Below are 19,210 nucleotides of genomic sequence, written 5' to 3'. Positions count from 1 at the left end.
TCATGGTGAACGGTCACGGGGCCGTTCGTCAAGACGAACGAGCGTAGTGTGTGACGAACACTGTGGCATCATGCAGTCATGTCCGACAGCGCACCCATCGCCGCGATCGCCGCGTCCCTCGTGCGGGAGCGTCGACGAACGGGACTCTCTCTCGCGGAGGTGGCCCGACGCGCGGGTATCGCGAAGTCGACCCTCTCTCAGCTCGAGTCGGGAACAGGGAATCCCAGCGTCGAAACACTGTGGGCGCTGAGCGTGACCCTGAACGTGCCCTTCGCGCGCCTGGTGGAACCGCCGCGGCAGGAAGTCCGTTTGGTGCGACGCGGTGAGGGTCCGTCGATCGCGGCGGAGTCGTCCGACTACACCGCGACACTGCTGTCGTCCTGCCCACCGACCGCACGCCGCGACCTGTACCTGCTCACGGCCGAGGTGGGGACGCCGCGGCTGTCCGATCCGCACATGCACGGGGTGATCGAACACGTGGTGGTGTCGTCCGGCCGGGCGGTGTGCGGGCCGGTGGACGCGACCGAGGAACTGGGACCGGGGGACTACCTGTCGTATCCCGGCGACGTGCCCCACGTGTTCGAGGCGCTGGAGAACGGGACGACTGCGGTGATGGTCACCGAGCAGTACTGATCGAGGCCAGGTCCGCTGTGACCGGTAGGCGGTTGCTCAGCAACGCGCACAGCAGGATTCGTGCCTGGGCGGGACTGAGGTCGCCCGCGGACACCGCACCGGCACGCACCAGGTCGGCGCCCCCGCCGCCGCCGCCGTAGGTCGTGAGGACGCCGCCGGAGGGCACCCGCGTCGACAGCATCACCGGGACGCCGGCGTCGGTGCATCGGCGCACCGCGTCGACGACCGCGGCGTTCGCGTTGCCCGCGCCCATCGCCTGCAGGACGATTCCGTCGGTGCCGGCGGACCGCAGTGCGTCGATCACGAGTCCGTCGACACCCGGGTAGAGCGCGACCACGTCGACCCGGATCCCGTCGATCGGACTGTCCGGCAGCGTCTCCCGAGCGGTCGGACCTATCGCCGGTGTTCCGGAGTATGCGTCGAGTGCGGTCGTGTGCGACTTGCGTACCCCGCGGGCGCGCAGCACGCGCGGACCGAAGGCGACGAGCACACCGTGCCCTCGTCGCTCGGGATCGGCGGCCACCCGGAGCGCCGACTCGATGTTGCGCGGGCCGTCACTCTCGACGTGATCCGCGGTGCGCTGAGCGCCGGTCAACACGACGGGGCGAACGTCGGTGTGGGAGAGATCGATCAGCATCGCCGTCTCCTCGAGGGAGTCGGTGCCGTGCAGGACGACGACACCGCTCACCGCGTCGTCACGCAGTGATTCGGTGACGGCGCCGCGGACGGTGTCCATGTCGAGGAGCGACATCGCGGCACTGTCGACGCACAGGACGTCGGTGACTCGGACCCGGACGCCGACGCGGAGTCCGGCATCCACCAGGACGTCGTGGGCGTGACGGCCCGTCGTGCTGACACCGTCGGGGCCGACGCGGCTGGCGATGGTTCCACCGGTGGTCAGGACGACGACCGTCGGCAGTGCGGGTGAACTCATCGGGCGACCGTTCCCCCTCCCGCACGAGCGCGCTCGCGGGCGAGCCGCTCGATGCCCGGGCGCGCCGCGCGCCAGCCGATGGCCAGCGCGGGAACGATGACGAGGAGTGAGGCGAGCGTCCAGGTGCCGATCGGGTAGTCGAAGCCCATCAGGATCAGGACGACCACCAGGAAGACCAGGGTGGCGATGCCGGTGTACGGGGCGCCGAACAACCGGAAGGACGGCCGCGCCACCACGCCCTCCTTCGACAGGTGCCAGAGCTTGAGCTGGCACAGCACGATCATGGCCCACGCGCTGACGATGCCGAGTGCCGCGAGATTCAGCACGATCTCGAAAGCTTGCTCCGGAACGACGGCGTTGAGCACTACTCCGAGCAGAGTAACCGCTGCCGTCAGCAGGATCCCGCCGTAGGGCACGCCGGCCTTGCTCATCTTCATCGCGAAGCGCGGCGCGCTCCCGGCAGCGGCCATGGACCGCAGGATGCGTCCGGTCGAATACAGACCGGCATTGAGAGACGACAGGGCCGCGGTGAGAACGATGAGGTTCATGGCCGTGTCGGCACCCTCGACTCCGATCGATCCGAAGAACGTGACGAACGGGCTCTCACCGGCTCGGTAGGCGGAGTAGGGGAGAAGCAGCGACAACAGGAGCACCGACCCGACGTAGAAGACGGCGATACGGATGATGACGGTGTTGATCGCCTTCGGGATGACCTTTTCGGGGTTCGGCGTCTCGCCCGCCGCGGTGCCGACCAGCTCGATGGAGGCGTAGGCGAAGACGACGCCCTGGATGATGACGACGGCGGGCAGCAGACCGTTGGGAATCAGACCGCCGTTGTCGGCGATCATCGACAATCCCTGCTCCTGGTTCGGTGTCCCCTTCACGAGGAGGAAGAGCCCGATGCACAGGAATGCGACCAGGGCGACGACCTTGATCAAGGCGAACCAGAATTCGAGTTCCCCGAACACTTTCACCGACACCAGGTTCAGGGACAGAACCAGCACCAGTGCGGCGAGCGCGAAGACCCACTGCGGGACCGAGGCGATCGGATCCCAGTACCGGCCGAAGAAATTCATGTACAGCGCCACGGCGGTCACGTCGACGACTGCGGTCATCGACCAGTTCAGCCAGTAGAGCCATCCGGAGACGAATGCTGCTTTCTCACCGAAGAATTCGCGGGCGTAGGAGACGAACGACCCGGATGTCGGACGATGCAGAACCAGTTCACCCAGTGCGCGCAGAATGAGAAATGCGAAGAATCCGCACACCGCGTAGGCGATGACGAGTGCCGGGCCGGCTTGCGCCAGACGCCCACCTGCACCCATGAAGAGGCCGGTTCCGATCGCGCCGCCGATGGCGATCATCTGGACCTGCCGCGTTTTCAAACCCTTGTGATAGCCGTCGTTCTCGGCGGCGTGGAGGGCCTCGTCGGCGCCCTGGTGCTCGGTGGTGGGAATCGTCATGGTGTCCTCAGTTCTGGAGGTTCGCCAGGTGCTCGGGGCGAAGGAGTTCTTCGAGTCGGTCTGCGGTGAGAAGGCCTCGTTCGAGGACGAGCTCGGCGACGCCGCGTCCGCTCTCGAGTGCTTCCTTGGCGATCTCGGTGGCGGCTTGGTAGCCGATGTGGGGATTGAGGGCGGTGACGAGTCCGATCGAATGCTCGACGCTGTCCCGCAGATGGGCCGCATGAGCGGTGATCCCGACGACGCACTTGTCGGCGAGAGTCCGGCAGGCCGCGCCGAGATGAGTCATCCCGGAGGTCAGAGATTCCATGATGATCGGCTCGAATGCGTTGAGCTGCAACTGACCTGCCTCGGCCGCCATGGTGATGGTGACGTCCTGACCGATGACCTGGAAGGCCACTTGGTTGAGCACCTCGGGAATCACGGGATTGACCTTGCCGGGCATGATCGACGAGCCCGCCTGAACTGCGGGCAGGTCGATCTCGCCGAACCCTGCACGCGGTCCCGAGGAGAGGAGTCGGAGGTCGTTGCACACCTTCGACAGCTTCACGGCGCACCGCTTGAGCACCCCGGACAGATGCACGAACTGCCCCACGTCCTGGGTGGCCTCCACGAGGTCGGTCGCGCTGATCAGAGGGAGCGACGTGATCTCACGGAGATGGCGCACGGCCGCCTCGCGATAGCCGGGGGCGGCATTGAGGCCGGTGCCGATGGCCGTCGCACCGATGTTGATCTCGTGCACCAACATCGAGGCCTCCTCGAGCCGGGCCCGGTCCTCGTCGATCATGACGGCGAACGTCCCGAATTCCTGGCCCAGTGTCATCGGCACGGCATCCTGAAGCTGGGTCCGGCCCATCTTGACGATGGTGCGGAACTCCTCCGCCTTCGCACGGAAGGCGTCCTGCAGGATGCGCATCGACTCGGACAGTTCGGCCACCGCGAGGATCGTCGCGATGTTGCAGGCAGTGGGATAGACGTCGTTCGTGGACTGTCCGAGGTTGACATGCTCGTTCGGATGGAGGTGGGTGTACTCGCCGGGACGGTGGCCCAGGAGGACGAGTGCGCGGTTGGCGATCACCTCGTTGGCGTTCATGTTGGTCGACGTGCCGGCGCCGCCCTGGATCACGTCGACGACGAACTGGTCGTGCCACAGGCCGTCGAGGATCTCGCGGGCGGCCTGCAGGATGGCGTCGCCACGCACCTGGTCGAGGAGACCCAGTTCCATGTTCGCCGCAGCGGCCGCGTACTTCACGGCGGCGAGCGCGCGGATCAGTTTCGTGTTCGACGAGATCGGTCGTCCGGTGATGGGGAAGTTCTCCGTGGCGCGCAGCGTGTGGATTCCCCAGAGCACGTCGGCGGGGACCTCGCGGTCGCCCAGCAGGTCGTGTTCCGTACGCGTGGCGGCCACGGTGATCTCCTTCGGTTCCTGTCAGGCTGTCTGACAGGTGAAGTGTGAACCACGGCACACCGGTTGTCAACGGTCGGGTGTCGGAGGCACGCGTTACGGTCGGTCCGGAACCGACCCGAGGGGAGATCGACGTGCTCGTGCTTCACCGCGCCGAACGCGCGAGCACATTGGCGGCCGGATTGGCGGACCTGCTGCGCGAGCCGCTCGCCGACCCGTTCACTCCCGAGGTGGTGTCCGTCCCTGCCAAGGGTGTCGAGCGGTGGTTGCAGCAGAGCCTCTCCGGAGCTCTGGGAACGCAGTCCGGATCGGACGGGATCGCGGCCAATATCAGTTTCCCGTCACCGTCGGCGCTGGTCGAGGACGCCGTGAGCGTGATGTCCGGAGTGAGTGTCGACTCCGACCCCTGGGCCGCCGGTCCGTTGCTGTGGACGACGCTGCGCGTCATCGACGCATGCATCGGCGAGCCGTGGTGTGCGGTGCTCGCGAACAGCATCGGCGGCGTCGGTGCAGCGCCGGACGATCACCGCCGCGGCCGGCGCTGGTCGACGGCGTCGCACGTCTCGTCGCTGTTCCGCTCCTATCAGGCGCAACGCCCGCAGATGATCCTCGACTGGGCGAACGGCCGGGACACCGACGGCGCCGGCGCTCCGCTTGCTCCCGACCTCGTATGGCAGGCCCGACTGTGGCGGCAGATCCGCGATGTCGTCGCCGTTTCGAGCCCGGCCGAGCGTCTGGACGAGGTGTGCGACGCACTCGCCGAGCGACCCGACGAGATAGGCCTGCCGTCCCGTCTGTCACTGTTCGGCGCTACGCGACTGTCTACGATGCAACGGCTCGTTCTTCGCGCGGTCGCGGTTCGGCGCGACGTCCACCTGTGGCTTCCGCACCCCAGTCCGGCCCTGTGGTCCGGTGCCGCACCGGCCGATACCCCGCGGAACGCGCGCCGGTCGGACAGCCGGATTCCGATCACGACGGGGCATCCGCTCCTGGTCAGCCTCGCGCGGGACGTCCGCGAACTGCAGCCGCTCCTCGTACCGCTGGCGGATTCCGACCACCACCTTCCTGCAGCGGACCTGCCCGACACCGTGCTCGGCCGCCTCCAGCGGGACATCGTCGCCGATCGTGCACCCGCAGCACCGGCCGTCCCCGGCATGGACGGCAGCCTCCGGATCCACGCCTGCCACGGGCCCGCGCGTCAGGTCGACGTACTCCGGGACACCCTCCTGCACCTCTTCCAGGACGACCCGGCGCTGGAGCCGCGGGACGTTCTGATCATGTGCCCGGATGTCGAGACGTTCGCACCGCTGGTGCGAGCAGCGTTCGGCAATACGGGCACCACGGAGGACGGGCCGGTCCACCCGGCCCACGGCCTCCGCGTTCGGCTCGCCGATCGGGGGCTGCGCCGCACCAATCCGGTTCTCGATGTCGTCGCCGCGACGATCGACATGGCCGGCGGCCGAGTGACCGCCACGCAGATGCTCGATCTGGCTGCGACAGAAGCAGTTCGGACCTGCTTCCGCTTCGCCGACGAGGACCTCGAGCGGCTACGGGAATGGACGCGGGTGTCGGGTGCGCGGTGGGGAATCGACACACTGCAGCGCACCGCGTTCGGGCTCCGTGACTTTCCTCAGAACACGTTCAAGTTCGCGATGGATCGGTTGCTGCTGGGCGTGGCTGCGGACGAGACCACCGGGGACTGGTTGGGTCTGGCCCTCCCCGTGGACGACGTCGACGGCAACGACATCGACCTGGTGGGCCGCTATGCGGAACTGGTCGACCGGGTGTCGAAGGTTCTGCACGAGATGAAGGGGGAGCATCCCGGACGCGTGTGGCGCGAGCGGTTGCTGTCCGTCGTCGACCTGCTCACCGATGTCCGCCCGGCCGACTCCTGGCAGCGAGTCGACGCATCGAGAGAGTTGTCGTCCGCATTCCAGGACGGCGACGACGTACCGCTCGTGATCGCCGATGTCCGCGCCATGCTGCGGGACAGGCTCGCCGGCAGGCCCACCCGGTCGAACTTTCGCACCGGCGAGCTGACCGTGTGCACGATGGTCCCCATGAGGTCCGTGCCCCACCGGGTCGTGGTGCTGCTCGGGCTGGACGACGAGGTATTTCCCCGCGCCGGTCACCTCGACGGAGACGACGCGTTGGGCCGCGATCCCCTCATCGGTGAGCGGGACGTCCGCAGCGAGGACCGTCAACTTCTTCTCGACGCGGTCATGTCGGCGGGCGACACACTGGTGCTCTTCCATACGGGCGCCGACCCGGTGACCGGAGCGCACGAGCCGCCGGCCATTCCGCTGGCCGAGCTCATCGACGTCGTCGCTGTCACAGCCGGTGTCGACCCGGTGACTCGGCATCCGTTGCAGCCGTTCGATGCCTCGCTGTTCGACGGGCGCAATCCTTTCGGGTTCGACACCGCGGCACTGGCCGGCGCCGTCGCGGCCACGCGAGCGCCGCACGAGCGTGTCGGTTTCCTCGACCGGCCACTGCCGGCGAGGCCTTCGTCCGACATCGATCTCGCGCATCTGGTGTCCTTCGCGCAGAGTCCGGTCACCGCGTTCCTGCGGCAGCGCCTGACCATCGGACTGTCGGAGTCGAACGACGATGTCGAGGACGCGCTCGCCGTCGATCCGGATGCGTTGACGACGTGGAACATCGGCGAGCGGATGCTGACGGCACTCCTGAAGGGTGTCGACATCGCCGACTTCAAGGCGGCGGAGTGGCGACGCGGCACGCTGCCCCCGTTCGAGCAGGGAGTCCGCCTGCTGACAGCGATCGAGGAGGCCGTGGTTCCCATCGCGACCGCGGCCGCCGACGTGCACACCGGGCCACCCGAATCCGTCGACATCGTGGTGGACCTCGGCGACGGCCGACGGTTGACGGGCACGGTGCCGGGCGTTCACGGCACCACCATCGCCCGCACGAGCTATTCACGGATGGCTCCGAAGCGTCGCCTCGAGGCATGGGTGCACCTGCTCGCGGTCACGGCGCAGTCGCCGCCCCATCAGGTCTCGGACTGGACGGCGATCACGACGGCGCGAGGCAGGTCGTCTCGCCCGGTGGCACGCTCGCTCCTGCATGCGCCCGAGGACCCCCGGCGCGTCCTCGCCGACCTGGTGGACCTTCGTGAACGTGGTCTGCGGGAACCGCTGCCCGCCGCGCTCAAAGCTGGTGAGGCATACGCGAGCAAGGCTGCGCGAGGTGTCAGCGAGGAGATGGCGCTGGATGCCGCTCGCTACGAATTCTCGGGCATGTTCGGCGACGTGACCGATGCGGGGATCGTGCTGGTCCACGGCACCGGGGCGGACTTCTCGCTCCTGTCGGCAGCGAGACCCACCGACGAGGAAGCGACGTGGTCGCCCGACACCACGCGGTTCGGTGTGCTGGCACGCCGTCTCTGGTCTCCGCTCCTGAACCACGAGAAGGTGTCATGAGTTCCTTCGACCTCACCGGCCCCCTTCCGCTCGGCACGACGGTGCTCGAAGCGAGCGCGGGAACCGGAAAGACCTATGCGATAGTCGGACTCGCCGCACGCTACGTGGCCGAGGGCATCACCGATATCGCAGGAGTGCTTCTGGTGACCTTCAGCAGAGGCGCCACCCGCGAGCTGCGCGAGCGCACCCGCGACCGCTTCACCGGACTTGCCGCGTCGTTGGCCGATCCGGCGTCGGCACGCGGTGATCGGGACGAACTGGTGGCCTACCTTGCCGGTGCCGACGACGTCGTGGTGGAGGAACGCCGTCGACGCCTGCTCACCGCGCTGTCGGAGTTCGATGCCGGAACCATCGCCACGACGCACAGCTTCTGCCAGCGCATGCTGGACGGGCTGGGAATCGCCGGTGAGCGTGAGCCGACTGCGACGTTCGTCGAATCGGTGGACGACGTGGTCGTCGACGTTGCCGACGATCTCTATCTCAGCCGCTACAGCAGGGAGCACGGGTCACCCCCGATGACACTCGCCGACGCGAGATCGATCGCGCGGGACGCCGTGCGAGATCGCCGTGCCGAACTGAGTCCCGACGCGCCGGCGGACACCGTCGGCGGCCAACGCGTCCGTCTCGCCGGCGCGGCCCGGACCGAGGTCGAGCGCCGCAAGCGTCGCCTGGGTGTGCGCGACTTCGACGACCTTCTCGTCCTGCTGCACGACGTCCTCACGGACCCGATCCACGGGGACGCTGCGTGCGAGCGCGTGCGGGAGAAGTTCAGTGTTGTTCTCGTCGACGAGTTCCAGGACACCGATCCGCTGCAGTGGACGATCCTGCGGCGCGCATTCCACGGGCACGGAGCGCTGATCCTGGTGGGCGATCCGAAGCAGGCCATCTATGCGTTCCGAGGGGCCGAGGTGCTCAGCTACCTCGATGCCGTCGCGGTCGCCGACAGGCACATGGCCTTGTCCACCAACTGGCGGAGCGACGCCGCGCTGATCGACTCACTCGCCCATCTGTACGGCGGTGCTGCGCTCGGTCATCCCGACATCGTCGTCTCGCCGGTCATTGCCTCGCACTCGGAGCGCCGGCTCACCGGTCCCGACGGTCCACTGGTTCCGTTGCGGCTCAGAGTGTTCGGACGCTCCGGATCGGGTCCTCTCAACGGGAGAGGCTTGCCGGCGACGGACAAGGTCCGTGTCCGCATCGCGGACGACGTGGCGCGCGACATCGTCGAGTTCCTCGACAGCGGGACGACGTTCGACGACGGCGACGGCGTCCGCCCGATCGCACCCGGAGACATCGCCGTGCTGGTGCGGACAGGACGCCAGGCGGACATGGTGCGCTCCGCGCTCGATCGAGCGGGTGTTCCCTCGGTGCTCTCCAGTGGCTCGTCCGTGTTCGAGACCGATGCCGCGGGACACTGGCTCCGAGTCGTGCAGGCGCTCGAGCAGCCGCATCGCGCCGACGTCGTGCGGCGCGCCGCCCTGTCGCCTCTGGTGGGGTGGACGGCGCAGCACCTGGACGACCGCGGCGACTCCGCGACGGCCGAGTTGAGTGCGCGGTTCCGTGAATGGAGTGGACTGGCCGCCCGTGCCGGGTTCGCGGCGATGGTCGAGAACCTCACGTCGACCATGGGCCTGCAGCAACGTCTGTTGGCCACCGAGACGGGGGAGCGCGACCTGACGGACCTCCGCCACATCGCTCAACTCCTCCAGCGGCAGTCGCTCGAGGACGGGCGTGGTGTGGCGTCGTTGGCCAGGTGGCTGGGCGATCGTGTGCGGGAACCGTCGAGCGGTTCCGTTCCCGACCGCAGCCGCCGGTTGGACAGTGATGCCGAGGCCGTCCAGATCGCGACAGTCCACGCCATGAAAGGACTCGAGTTTCCGGTCGTCTACATCCCGTACTCCTGGAGCCCCTTCGGGACGTTCACGCCGTCGTCCCTGCTGTTCCATGAGAACGGCCGTCGCATTCTCGATGTCGGCGGGGTGAAACATCCCGGCTATCACGCACGGAAGCAGGTGCACGACAAAGAGGCCGACGGCGAGGAACTACGACTGCTGTACGTGGCGCTCACTCGTGCCAAGTCGCGCATCGTGCTGTGGTGGGCGCCGACGGCCACCACCGAGACGTCTCCGCTGCACCGGCTGCTGCTGGGCCGTGCGCCCGGCGTCTCGGAGCCCGAGCCGAAAGTGAAACTGGTCGACGACGCGGCGACGCTGACCGCTCTGCAGACCCGCGCGGGCTCGTCGATCGTGGTCGAGCAGGTGGTCGGCGTACCTGTGATCGAGCGTCCGGCGCGCGTACTCGCGCGCGAGAGCGAACCGCTCGCGGCGGCGTCCTACGACCGGGTTCTGGATACATCGTGGCGACGCACGTCGTATTCCGCGTTGACGGCCGGTGCCCACGAGCAGGCCGCGGAGGCGGCGGAGTCGGACGAGGTCACCATCGGTGACGAGCCGACCGACGATCCGTTCGCCACCGCCGAGTCCACCGGACTTCCGTCGCCGATGAACGGTCTCCCGGCCGGCGCGGCATTCGGAACACTCGTCCACGAGATCCTCGAGTACGTCGACACGGCGGCACCCGATCTCGACGAGGAGGTGCTTCGTCGATGCCTTGAGGCGGCGGACGCACACGGGGCCGACCTCGACCCTGCTCATCTGGCCACGGCCCTGACCTCCGTTCTCCGGACCCCTCTCGGCTTCGGGACATTGGCGGACTTCACGCCCGCCGACCGGCTCGCCGAGATGGACTTCGAACTGCCCCTGACCGGTGGGGACGCCCCCGCGTCCGCCGTCGTGACCGTGCACTCGATCGCCGACCTGTTGGCTCGCCACCTCGAACCCGACCATGTCCTCGCGCCCTACCCACAGCGGATGCGGCGACTGGACGACCGCCGGCTTCGCGGCTACCTCACCGGGAGCATCGACACGGTGTTGAGGGTGCAGGACGGTGCGCATCCCCGATTCGTCGTCGTCGACTACAAGACGAATCGCATCAAGAGCGGCGACCTCACTGTCGACGACTTCACTGTTCCCGCCATGGCGACCGAGATGATGGAGTCCCACTATCCCTTGCAGGCGTTGCTGTATTCGGTTGCGGTACATCGATATCTGCGATGGCGGATGCCCGATTACGATCCGCGTACCCATCTCGGCGGTGTGCAGTACCACTTCGTGCGCGCGATGATCGGACCCGACACCCCGCCGGGGCGGGGCGTCTTCGAATGGCATCCCTCGGCCGACTTGGTGGCCGAGACATCCGACCTGCTGGCAGGGGTGTGGTCATGACGGCCGGTGGCATCGCGCAGCGAGGCAGGGGGATCCTGCGCGACTTCAACGACGCGGGAGCCTTCACGGCGGCGGACGTCCACGTGGCCGTGCGCCTGGGAATCCTGGGCGACGAGCCCGACGAACTGGTGCTGTTCGCGGTCGCACTCGTCGTGCGAGCGGTGCGTGCGGGATCGGTGTGTCTCGACCTGAACCGACTGCGCGATGTGACCGTGAACGACGGCGTCGATGTCGAGGCGCTGCCGTGGCCGGACGATGCGGCCGTGGTCGCGGCTCTGCGGGTCAGTCCGCTCGTGGTCGGTGGCAGCACCGGACCGTTGCGTCCCGTGATCCTGATCGATACCGCGGAAGGGCCGTTGCTCTACCTCCAGCGTTACTTCCTGCAGGAGAAGATGATTCGCGACGTCCTCGCCGAACGTGCGCTGTCGGCGCCGACGGTGGACGTCGATGCCGTGCGGACGGCGCTGCACCGCTACTTTCCCGACGCGACGGCACCGGACCGCCAACGCATCGCCGCCGCACTGGCCGCGACAGGGTGGACGACGGTCATCGCGGGTGGCCCCGGAACCGGGAAGACCCACACTGTCGCCCGCATCCTGGCGTTGCTGACATCCCTGCACGGTCCGGGACTGCGCATCGGGCTGGCGGCACCGACCGGCAAGGCCGCGGCTCGTCTGCAGGAATCGGTGTCGGAACAATCCCTCGAGCTCGGACTCGACGGGACGACGACCGCCATGACGCTGCATCGTCTGCTCGGATGGCAACCCGGAAGCCGCAGCCGCTTCCGCTACGACGCGTACAACCGGCTGCCGTACGACGTCGTCGTGATCGACGAGACGTCGATGGTGTCGTCGACGTTGATGAGTCGACTCCTCGAAGCGGTACGCGCCGACACCCGCGTCATTCTCGTCGGAGATCCGGATCAGTTGACGTCGGTCGACGCGGGAGCCGTGCTCGCCGACCTCGTGGCGCGGCCCGTGTCGGGAACCGTGTCCGCCGTGGTGTCGGATCTGGTCGGGTCGGACATCGACTCGGTGCCGGCCGCGGCGGATTCGCTGGAGCGTGCGTTGTCCGAGAGGGAGATTCGGCGTCTGGCCGGAGGCATCGTGCGGCTGAGTCGTGGTCGCCGATTCGGGGGAGCCATCGCCGACCTCGCGGTCGCGGTGCGCGACGGGAACGAGGACGAGGTGATGCGGTTGCTGGAGCGCGGCGACCCTGCTGTCGTCTTCGGGCCCGCATCCGAGCTGGGCGGCCTGGAGCACGACGTGGTGAGCACCGCGCGGGAGGTCACCGACGCGGCCCGTAAGGGCGATGCCGGCGGCGCCTTGGCGGCCATGGAGAGACACCGACTTCTGTGCGCGCACAGGGAGGGCCCGTTCGGTGTGGACCACTGGGCTCGCTGGGCGATGGATCGAGTCGGAGCCGACAGCGGAACGTTTCTCGACGCCTCGCAGTGGTACCGCGGTCAGCCACTGCTGGTGACGGTCAACGACCACGACAACCGGATCTACAACGGAGACACGGGAGTAGTCGTCGACGACGGCAAGGGTGGCATCGTCGCGGCCTTCGCTCGCGGCTCGGATCCGTTCCTGGTGCACCCGAGTCGGTTGTCCGCGGCCCAGACCGTCTACGCGATGACGATTCACCGGAGTCAGGGGAGCCAGTACGACACCGTATCGGTGATCATCCCCGACGAGATGTCGTCCCTGCTCACCCGAGAGTTGCTGTACACGGCGATCACGCGGTCCCGGTCGACGGTGCGCATCATCGGGAGCGAGGCCGCGGTTCGAGCCGGAGTTCGTCGCCGGGTGCTCCGCGCGAGCGGCCTGCGCAGAGAACCATCCGTTCCGTTCGGAGACGCGCCCACACTCGCCGCTCGTTCGTAGATCGCGAGCCGGCCCACACGTCGTGCGCGTGCGCTATATTCTCCACGACTGCGGTCGGGGAGACCGTTACAGGGGTGGGAACGGGACGGGGGTTCGACGGATGACGCATATTCACGGTCGATCGAACGTTTCCGCGCTCGGCCCGCAGGCGTCGGCGTCCGGCTTCTGATGGCGACATTCCTCGACAGGGAGTCTCCTCGCGGCGCCGGGCACGACCGCGTGCGCAGATTCGCCTCACTGGCCAGTCCATCCGGTTCTGCCGACTCGGGCATCGATCGGAACGACTCGAGGATCCTCGCCGGCGCTCTCCCGGTTCGGCATCGCATCGTGGTCGCCGAACTGGGTCTGCACGGGAACTGGAGCGTCGACACCCTCCGCGAGTTGGCCGCCGCTGTCGGTGAGCATCGCCCCGGTGGTGTCGTCGCGTGGGATCTCGCCGGTGAGCAGCAGTCGGACTCGCCTGCCCGCCGCATCGCCGCGAACGCCGACGATCTCCTGTCGCCCGAATGCGACCCCCGCGCGCTGTCCCTCTATCTCGACCACGGCGCGCGCGGGCACGAGGTACTGTCCGCCGACGCACCCCCGCTGGGCGACCTCGAGATCGAAGATGTCCTCACCGTGCTGACGCACCATCGTCAGACCGTCGTCGTTCACGCCCGCCATGGCCAGCCGTCGTTCCTGCGCCTCCTCGACGGGGCCGACGTCGTCGTCTTCCCGATGCCCCACGCCGAGGATGCCGCCGAGAGAGTGGTCACCGTCCTCGACGAGCTGAGGGAATCCGGACATGCTCACTGGACCGAGCGCGTTGTCGTCGTCAAATACGATGCGACACAGTCGATGTCGAGTCCCGGATCCACCGACATCCGCCGAACACTCGGAGAAGCCGGAGTCCGGACCGTACTCGACGTGCCTCCGGTTGCCTCGCCGGATCGCCGCGAGACCGATGCCGACGTCCGCCGCGCGTGGTCGCACGTCGCCGCTGTCGTCACCCGTCCGCGGGGACCCGTTCGGCGCGAGGATCACGATATCGACCGGTCCGGTGACACCCTGTCGAATGTCGTGGCACCGTCGTCGTCGTTCGACGTCACCACGGCGACGTTGCGGGCACGCTCGTCCGACACCGTCCGCCGGCGACGGTCGGGCCGACTTCCCGTTCTCGCAGCGCTGGTAGCACTGACCGTGGTCGGAGGTCTGGCTGCGACGGTGATGCTGCGGCAGGCCGACCCGGTTGCCGCCACCACATCTCAGTCGGTGTCGACACCTGCCGCTCCGGCAGTGGACCCGACACGGGCCAGCGGACCCGCGGTGATCACCCATTACGACGATCTGTACTACCGCGACCGAGATGCCACGGCCGCCGCGGCGTTGTGGGATCTGTCCGAGACCGGTGGGGACGCGTCGGCCGTCGCCGACCTGCAGCGCTCCATCGATGCCGTCGACCCGGCGATTCGTCACCGCATCGACATCACGGCGACGGCGAATGCCTCGGTGTTCGACGCCGTGCTGACCCTGACGCTTCCCGACGGGCGCGACTTCCGGTACGACCAGCAGTTCACCGTCAGGGACGGTGTCGACGGGTTCGAGATCGTGCGCAAGATCGACTGCACGGGCGTGTGTCCTCCCTCGTGACCGCCCGTACGCCATCCCTCCGACCTCTCGTCGAAAGAGACCACCAGTCATGACGCACCGCCTTCCCACCACACGTCGACCGGGTGTCGTGCCAGGACTGATGGCGGGCGCGATGGTGGTCGGGACGTGGGGCCTGCTGACGTGCGCGTCGGTCACGCTCGCGCCCACGGCGTCTGCCGCGCCGACCTCGACCTCGCCCGATGCGTCGATGACGTCGGCGGAGAAGTTGGCGGAAAAGCGTCGCCGGGAGGATCTGTCGGCGAAGGAACTCGCCGCGGAGGACGCAGCGCGCAAGAGGGAGCAGAAGGCAGCGGACGAGGCCGCCGCGGAAGCCGAGGCGCAGGAGAAGAGGGACGCCGACGCCCGTCAGGAGCGACGGGAGGAGCAGGCTGCCGCAGTGCAGAACGGCACGGCGCCCGCCCCCTTCGTCTGGCAGTTGCCGCCTCTCCCGTTCGAGATCCCCGGCATCACCCCGCCCCCGGCGGCAGTAGCCCCCGCGCCGCCCCTCGACGCTGCGCCGCCGACCGCTGCACCGCCGACGGCTGCCCCTCCGACCGATGCCGCCCCGGCCGCGCCGGTGGCCCCCGCAGAGGAAGAACCCGTCGTGGTGCCCGAGCCCGCGCCGGAGACGCTGCCGGCAGCGGTGGCACCCGAGCCCGAGCGCCGTCGCGAGCCGGCCCGGCCCGAGCCGGCTCCCGGACCGGGCCCGGCCCCACTCCCGCCCACGCCTCAGGTGCATTCCGGCGGGCCGACGCCCCATTCCGGGCCGGACCCCGACCGTGATCCCGTAGATCCTCCGTCACCGCCGCCCGGTGACGACGACACGGACACCGTGCCGCAGGACGCGGGTCGCGCGGCAACGATGAGCAACCCGTCGCCGCCCCCGTCGACGGCGGACACCAGCGCGCAGTCGGTGCACCCGTCGTCCGACCGCAGCAGCTCGCCGAATTCCGACCGGACGAATCCCGGCTGGACGAACCCTGTGCCGGGTCGCTAGCGCGTCATCGACGCAGGAGCAGGATGCCGTTCACGTCCGACACCACGCGGTAGCCGTCGGCGAGCGCGGCACTGATGGCCGTGTTGTCCCCGGCGCGATCCTTCGGCCAGCCGGGGGGTCGACCCATGTTGACGACGATCCAGTCGGGCACCGTGGAGTCGGTGGCTCGCTGGGGGAACACGGTGACGGGGTGATCCGACACCAGCTGAGGGACCAGGTTGTTCGAGGCCGCCACACGGTCGCCGGGCGGAATCTGCTCCGAGATCGACTGCATGGTGACGACCTGGGGGTCGACCCGCCAGCCGTCGGAGTTGGCGAGTCTCGCGAGTGGTTGGAACGGTAGCGCGACCACGGCGACCAGGGCGACGGTCGCCAACACGACGCGCTCGGCTCGCTTCGACAGATGCATGTCCCGCCGGCCTCGCACCAGCGCGTCGATCAGTGCGGCGAAGAGGATGGGCATCAAGAGGGCGTTGTAGTGGAAGATCGGCTTCCAGAAGTTGGTGTTGTCGCTGAGGAACCGCCACGCGACCGTCGGAACGGCGACGAGTGTGAGCGGTGATCGCAGCGCAGCGAACCCGGTGATCGCGAGGAGCAGCAACACCGTGGCAGCGCGGGAATCACCGCTGACCAGGCCGTGCGTCGTATCGGCGATGCCTTCGCCGAGAGGTGGGAGTTTGGAACCCTGGCCGTACTCGTCGTCCGCGCTCAGCATCGGAATGATGACTCCGACGGCCAGAACGGTCCACGCTGCACCCCATGCCGCCGTCGCGAGCCCCAAGATGCGGGTCCGGCCGGTCGTCCACCACGCCACGAGTGCGCCGATGACGATGACGGTCAGGCCCATGTCCTCCTTGACGAAGACGAGGGGCAGCGTCCACGCGAGCGCCGTGCGCCATCGACCTTCGCCCAGTGCCGCCATCGCGAAGGCCATGAGGGGCACGCCGAACGCGATCTCGTGGAAATCGAAATTGAGGGCCGACTGCAGTCCCCAGGACAACCCGTACCCCAGCGCGACGACGACGGCGGCGGTTCTCCCGAGGCTGCGCAGAGCCCAGCGAGTAAGCGGCACGACGCCCACCGCGAAGAGAACTCCCTGAGCCACGAGCAGCGTCTCGGGGCTCGGGGCGAGGCGGTAGAACGGTGCCAACAGCACGGTGATCGGGGAGAAGTGGTCGCCGAGCGTGTTGTAGCCAGTACCGAGGAGGTCCGACGTCGGCGCCTCGAGCCGAGAGTACGACGCGATCTGCTGGACGAAGATCCCCAGGTCGAAGCCCGATGTGCGGAGTTGATGCTGGCCGACGACGGACAACGCGGAGTACAGCGGGGCGAGTAGCAGGAAGGCGACGGCCGGGATCGCGACGTCTGCGCGGCGCACACGGGCTGCCGCGGTGCGGACGGACGGGCGACGACGAGACGCGGCCGCGGACGATTCCGCGGCCGCGACGCTGGAAGAAGATGTAGCCGTCACGAATCAAAGGTATTACACGACTGCGCGGTAATCGGGCCGTGATTGCGGTAGCCGATGCTGGATCAGCGGCTGACCGCATTCTTGTACCGGTTGATGGCGAAGGGCACGAAGATCACCAGGATCAGAATCGACCAGCCCAGTGTGGCCAGTACCGGATGCTGGAGCGGCCACGCATCGGGAGGCGGCATGGTCGGATTCGTGTTCCCGAAGAGCACGCGGCTGGCCTGGGTGATGGCCGACACGGGATTCCATTCCGCGATCGGTTGCAGAATGCCCGGCAGGTCCTGGCTCTGCACGAACGTGTTCGCGATGAAGGTCAGCGGAAAGATGACGATGAAGCTGGCGTTGTTGAACACCTCGGGTGTCCGGATCCACAGACCGATCACCGCCATCACCCACGACAGCGCGTAGGCGAAGAGCAGGAGCAACGCGAACCCGCCGACTGCCTCCCAGAACGACGACCGGATACGCCATCCGACGAGAAGGCCCGTCAGAGACATCACCACGAGGCTGATGACGTTGATGATGATGTCGCTGCTGGTCCGGCCTACCAGGACTGCGGACGGTGCCATCGGCAACGAGCGGAACCGGTCGATGATGCCCTTCTGCATGTCTTCGGCCAGCCCGAGTCCCGTCCATGTGGACCCGAAGATCACCGTCTGCGCGAAAATGCCGGCAATGAGGAACTCGCGGTACGACATGCCGGGAATCTCGATGGCCGATCCGAAGATGTAGGCGAAGACCAGGACGAACATGATCGGCGACAGCAGCGTGAACACGATGAGGTCCGGTACCCGCTTGATCTTGATCAGGTTTCGCCTCGCGATGGTGGCTCCGTCGCTGAGTGCCACTGCTGCGGAGTTGGTCATCTCGACTCCTTCGTCGTCGCCGGGCTCGTGGTGTCGGTGTCGGGTCGGCTCGAGTCGTGGCCGGTGAGGGAGAGGAACACGTCGTCCAGGCTGGGCTTGCCCAGCGACGCGTCTACCGGAGTGACCCCGTTCTCACGGAGAAGCACCAGAGCGTCGACGAACGTCGTCGTGCCGTCCTCGGCGCCGACGGTCAGGTGCCGGGACGCGGCGTCCTGCGTGACCTGACCGGGGGCGAACCGTTCCATCACCGACGCGGCGGTCGAGAGATCTGCCTCGTCGGCCAACACGAAGTCGAGCCGCGAGCCTCCGACTCGGGACTTCAGTTCGTCGGCGGTGCCGCGTTCGATCACGCGCCCGCGGTCGATCACGGCGATCTGGTCGGCCAGCTGGTCGGCTTCTTCCAGGTACTGGGTGGTGAGCAGCAACGTGGTCCCGCCCTCGACCAGTTCCTCGATGACCGACCAGAGTTCGAGCCGGGCACGTGGATCGAGCCCCGTCGTGGGCTCGTCCAGGAACAGAACGGGCGGGTCGGCGACCAGTGCACCGGCGAGGTCGAGCCTGCGTCGCATACCGCCCGAGTAGCCCTTGACCGGCCGGTCCGCCGCGTCGACGAGATCGAAGCGTTCGAGAAGTTCGCGGGCGCGGTCACGACTGCGCTTCTTGCCCAGGTGGTACAGCCGGCCCACCATGTCGAGGTTCTCGAAACCCGTCAGGTACTCGTCCACCGCCGAGTACTGCCCGGACACCCCGATGCGTGAGCGGAGCTCCGCGGCATCGGCGACGACGTCGAGCCCCGCGACGTGTGCGGTGCCCGAATCCGCCCGGAGCAACGTGGTCAGGACGCGGATGGTGGTGGTCTTGCCGGCACCGTTGGGCCCCAGCAGGGCCATCACGGTGCCCTCCGGTACTTCGAGGTCGAGGCCGTCGAGCGCGTCGACATTCCCGTAGCGCTTCGTCAGACCTACCGCCGTGATGGCGGGGCCTCCCGGTCCACGTGCAGCCATGTGAGATCCCTTCCGGACGGACGACGCGGTGAGCGTTCGAGGTGAGGACTCGGCCCACCGCGGAAACTCATCACAGCACGGGGTACCGACACCGGACGTGGCCCCCACCACCGCACGTTTCCCCGAGAGACCGTTCGGCTATCCGCAGTTCAGGCGACGCACGGCCCATCTCGGCCTCGTGCGCACCGAAGCATGAAC

General features: G+C 68.1%; 12 protein-coding genes. 6 read left to right on the top strand and 6 right to left on the bottom strand.

Annotated elements, in window-relative coordinates:
* Positions 1 to 78: 78 nt before the first annotated feature.
* Positions 79 to 633: a helix-turn-helix domain-containing protein gene (locus RU01_RS16130; protein ID WP_042575565.1), complete on the top strand. Its 555-nt coding sequence runs from the start codon at positions 79 to 81 to the stop codon at positions 631 to 633.
* On the opposite strand, the gene RU01_RS16125 is transcribed toward RU01_RS16130, so the two are convergent.
* The 3 genes from RU01_RS16125 to RU01_RS16115 are packed head-to-tail and all read right to left on the bottom strand — an operon-like array spanning position 617 to position 4,435.
* Positions 617 to 1,567 (bottom strand): asparaginase, encoded by a 951-nt coding sequence (locus RU01_RS16125; RefSeq protein ID WP_042575564.1) that lies wholly within the window; start codon positions 1,565 to 1,567, stop codon positions 617 to 619. The genes RU01_RS16130 and RU01_RS16125 overlap by 17 nt on opposite strands.
* Positions 1,564 to 3,030, bottom strand: a complete 1,467-nt coding sequence (locus RU01_RS16120) for an amino acid permease (protein WP_042575563.1) — start codon at positions 3,028 to 3,030, stop codon at positions 1,564 to 1,566. Before RU01_RS16120 ends, RU01_RS16125 begins: the two co-directional genes overlap by 4 nt.
* Positions 3,031 to 3,037: 7 nt before the next feature.
* On the bottom strand, positions 3,038 to 4,435 hold the full coding sequence (locus RU01_RS16115) for an aspartate ammonia-lyase (protein ID WP_042575562.1): 1,398 nt from the start codon (positions 4,433 to 4,435) through the stop codon (positions 3,038 to 3,040).
* Positions 4,436 to 4,566: 131 nt separating this feature from the next.
* Between RU01_RS16115 and recC the strand changes: the two genes are divergently transcribed.
* The 5 genes from recC (at position 4,567) to RU01_RS16090 (ending at position 15,668) form a co-directional block, all read left to right on the top strand.
* Positions 4,567 to 7,872, top strand: coding sequence for an exodeoxyribonuclease V subunit gamma (gene recC / locus RU01_RS16110; protein ID WP_042575648.1), 3,306 nt, complete (start codon positions 4,567 to 4,569; stop codon positions 7,870 to 7,872).
* Complete coding sequence (locus RU01_RS16105; protein WP_042575561.1) at positions 7,869 to 11,156, top strand: UvrD-helicase domain-containing protein; 3,288 nt, start codon at positions 7,869 to 7,871, stop codon at positions 11,154 to 11,156. The genes recC and RU01_RS16105 overlap by 4 nt, the downstream gene beginning before the upstream one ends.
* Positions 11,153 to 13,042, top strand: coding sequence for an exodeoxyribonuclease V subunit alpha (recD, locus tag RU01_RS16100; protein ID WP_042575647.1), 1,890 nt, complete (start codon positions 11,153 to 11,155; stop codon positions 13,040 to 13,042). Before RU01_RS16105 ends, recD begins: the two co-directional genes overlap by 4 nt.
* A 168-nt stretch (positions 13,043 to 13,210) precedes the next feature.
* Positions 13,211 to 14,671, top strand: coding sequence for a hypothetical protein (locus RU01_RS16095; protein ID WP_042575560.1), 1,461 nt, complete (start codon positions 13,211 to 13,213; stop codon positions 14,669 to 14,671).
* Between the two features lie 49 nt (positions 14,672 to 14,720).
* Positions 14,721 to 15,668, top strand: a complete 948-nt coding sequence (locus RU01_RS16090; protein WP_042575559.1) for a hypothetical protein — start codon at positions 14,721 to 14,723, stop codon at positions 15,666 to 15,668.
* Between the two features lie 4 nt (positions 15,669 to 15,672).
* Here RU01_RS16090 and RU01_RS16085 read toward each other — a convergent pair whose 3' ends face one another.
* The 3 genes from RU01_RS16085 to RU01_RS16075 form a co-directional block, all read right to left on the bottom strand.
* A complete protein-coding gene (locus tag RU01_RS16085; protein ID WP_082043165.1) occupies positions 15,673 to 17,139 on the bottom strand; it encodes a DUF2079 domain-containing protein in 1,467 nt (488 codons plus the stop codon).
* 62 nt (positions 17,140 to 17,201) lie between these two features.
* The gene (locus RU01_RS16080; RefSeq protein ID WP_042575558.1) at positions 17,202 to 18,008 is read right to left on the bottom strand and encodes an ABC transporter permease; all 807 of its coding nucleotides are present in this window, start codon (positions 18,006 to 18,008) and stop codon (positions 17,202 to 17,204) included.
* The gene (locus RU01_RS16075; RefSeq protein ID WP_042575557.1) at positions 18,005 to 19,012 is read right to left on the bottom strand and encodes a daunorubicin resistance protein DrrA family ABC transporter ATP-binding protein; all 1,008 of its coding nucleotides are present in this window, start codon (positions 19,010 to 19,012) and stop codon (positions 18,005 to 18,007) included. The genes RU01_RS16080 and RU01_RS16075 overlap by 4 nt, the downstream gene beginning before the upstream one ends.
* Positions 19,013 to 19,210: the final 198 nt, after the last annotated feature.

The organism is Rhodococcus sp. MEB064, from assembly GCF_000834565.1.
Classification (GTDB): domain Bacteria; phylum Actinomycetota; class Actinomycetes; order Mycobacteriales; family Mycobacteriaceae; genus Rhodococcoides.
This window is presented reverse-complemented; position numbering and strand designations above follow the sequence as displayed.

Coding starts and splice junctions, on each gene's coding strand:
- RU01_RS16130 (WP_042575565.1), top strand. CDS start 79: ATGTCCGACAGCGCACCCATCGCCGCGATCGCCGCGTCCCTCGTGCGG.
- RU01_RS16125 (WP_042575564.1), bottom strand. CDS start 1,567: ATGAGTTCACCCGCACTGCCGACGGTCGTCGTCCTGACCACCGGTGGA.
- RU01_RS16120 (WP_042575563.1), bottom strand. CDS start 3,030: ATGACGATTCCCACCACCGAGCACCAGGGCGCCGACGAGGCCCTCCAC.
- RU01_RS16105 (WP_042575561.1), top strand. CDS start 7,869: ATGAGTTCCTTCGACCTCACCGGCCCCCTTCCGCTCGGCACGACGGTG.
- recD (WP_042575647.1), top strand. CDS start 11,153: ATGACGGCCGGTGGCATCGCGCAGCGAGGCAGGGGGATCCTGCGCGAC.
- RU01_RS16095 (WP_042575560.1), top strand. CDS start 13,211: ATGGCGACATTCCTCGACAGGGAGTCTCCTCGCGGCGCCGGGCACGAC.
- RU01_RS16090 (WP_042575559.1), top strand. CDS start 14,721: ATGACGCACCGCCTTCCCACCACACGTCGACCGGGTGTCGTGCCAGGA.
- RU01_RS16080 (WP_042575558.1), bottom strand. CDS start 18,008: ATGACCAACTCCGCAGCAGTGGCACTCAGCGACGGAGCCACCATCGCG.
- RU01_RS16075 (WP_042575557.1), bottom strand. CDS start 19,012: ATGGCTGCACGTGGACCGGGAGGCCCCGCCATCACGGCGGTAGGTCTG.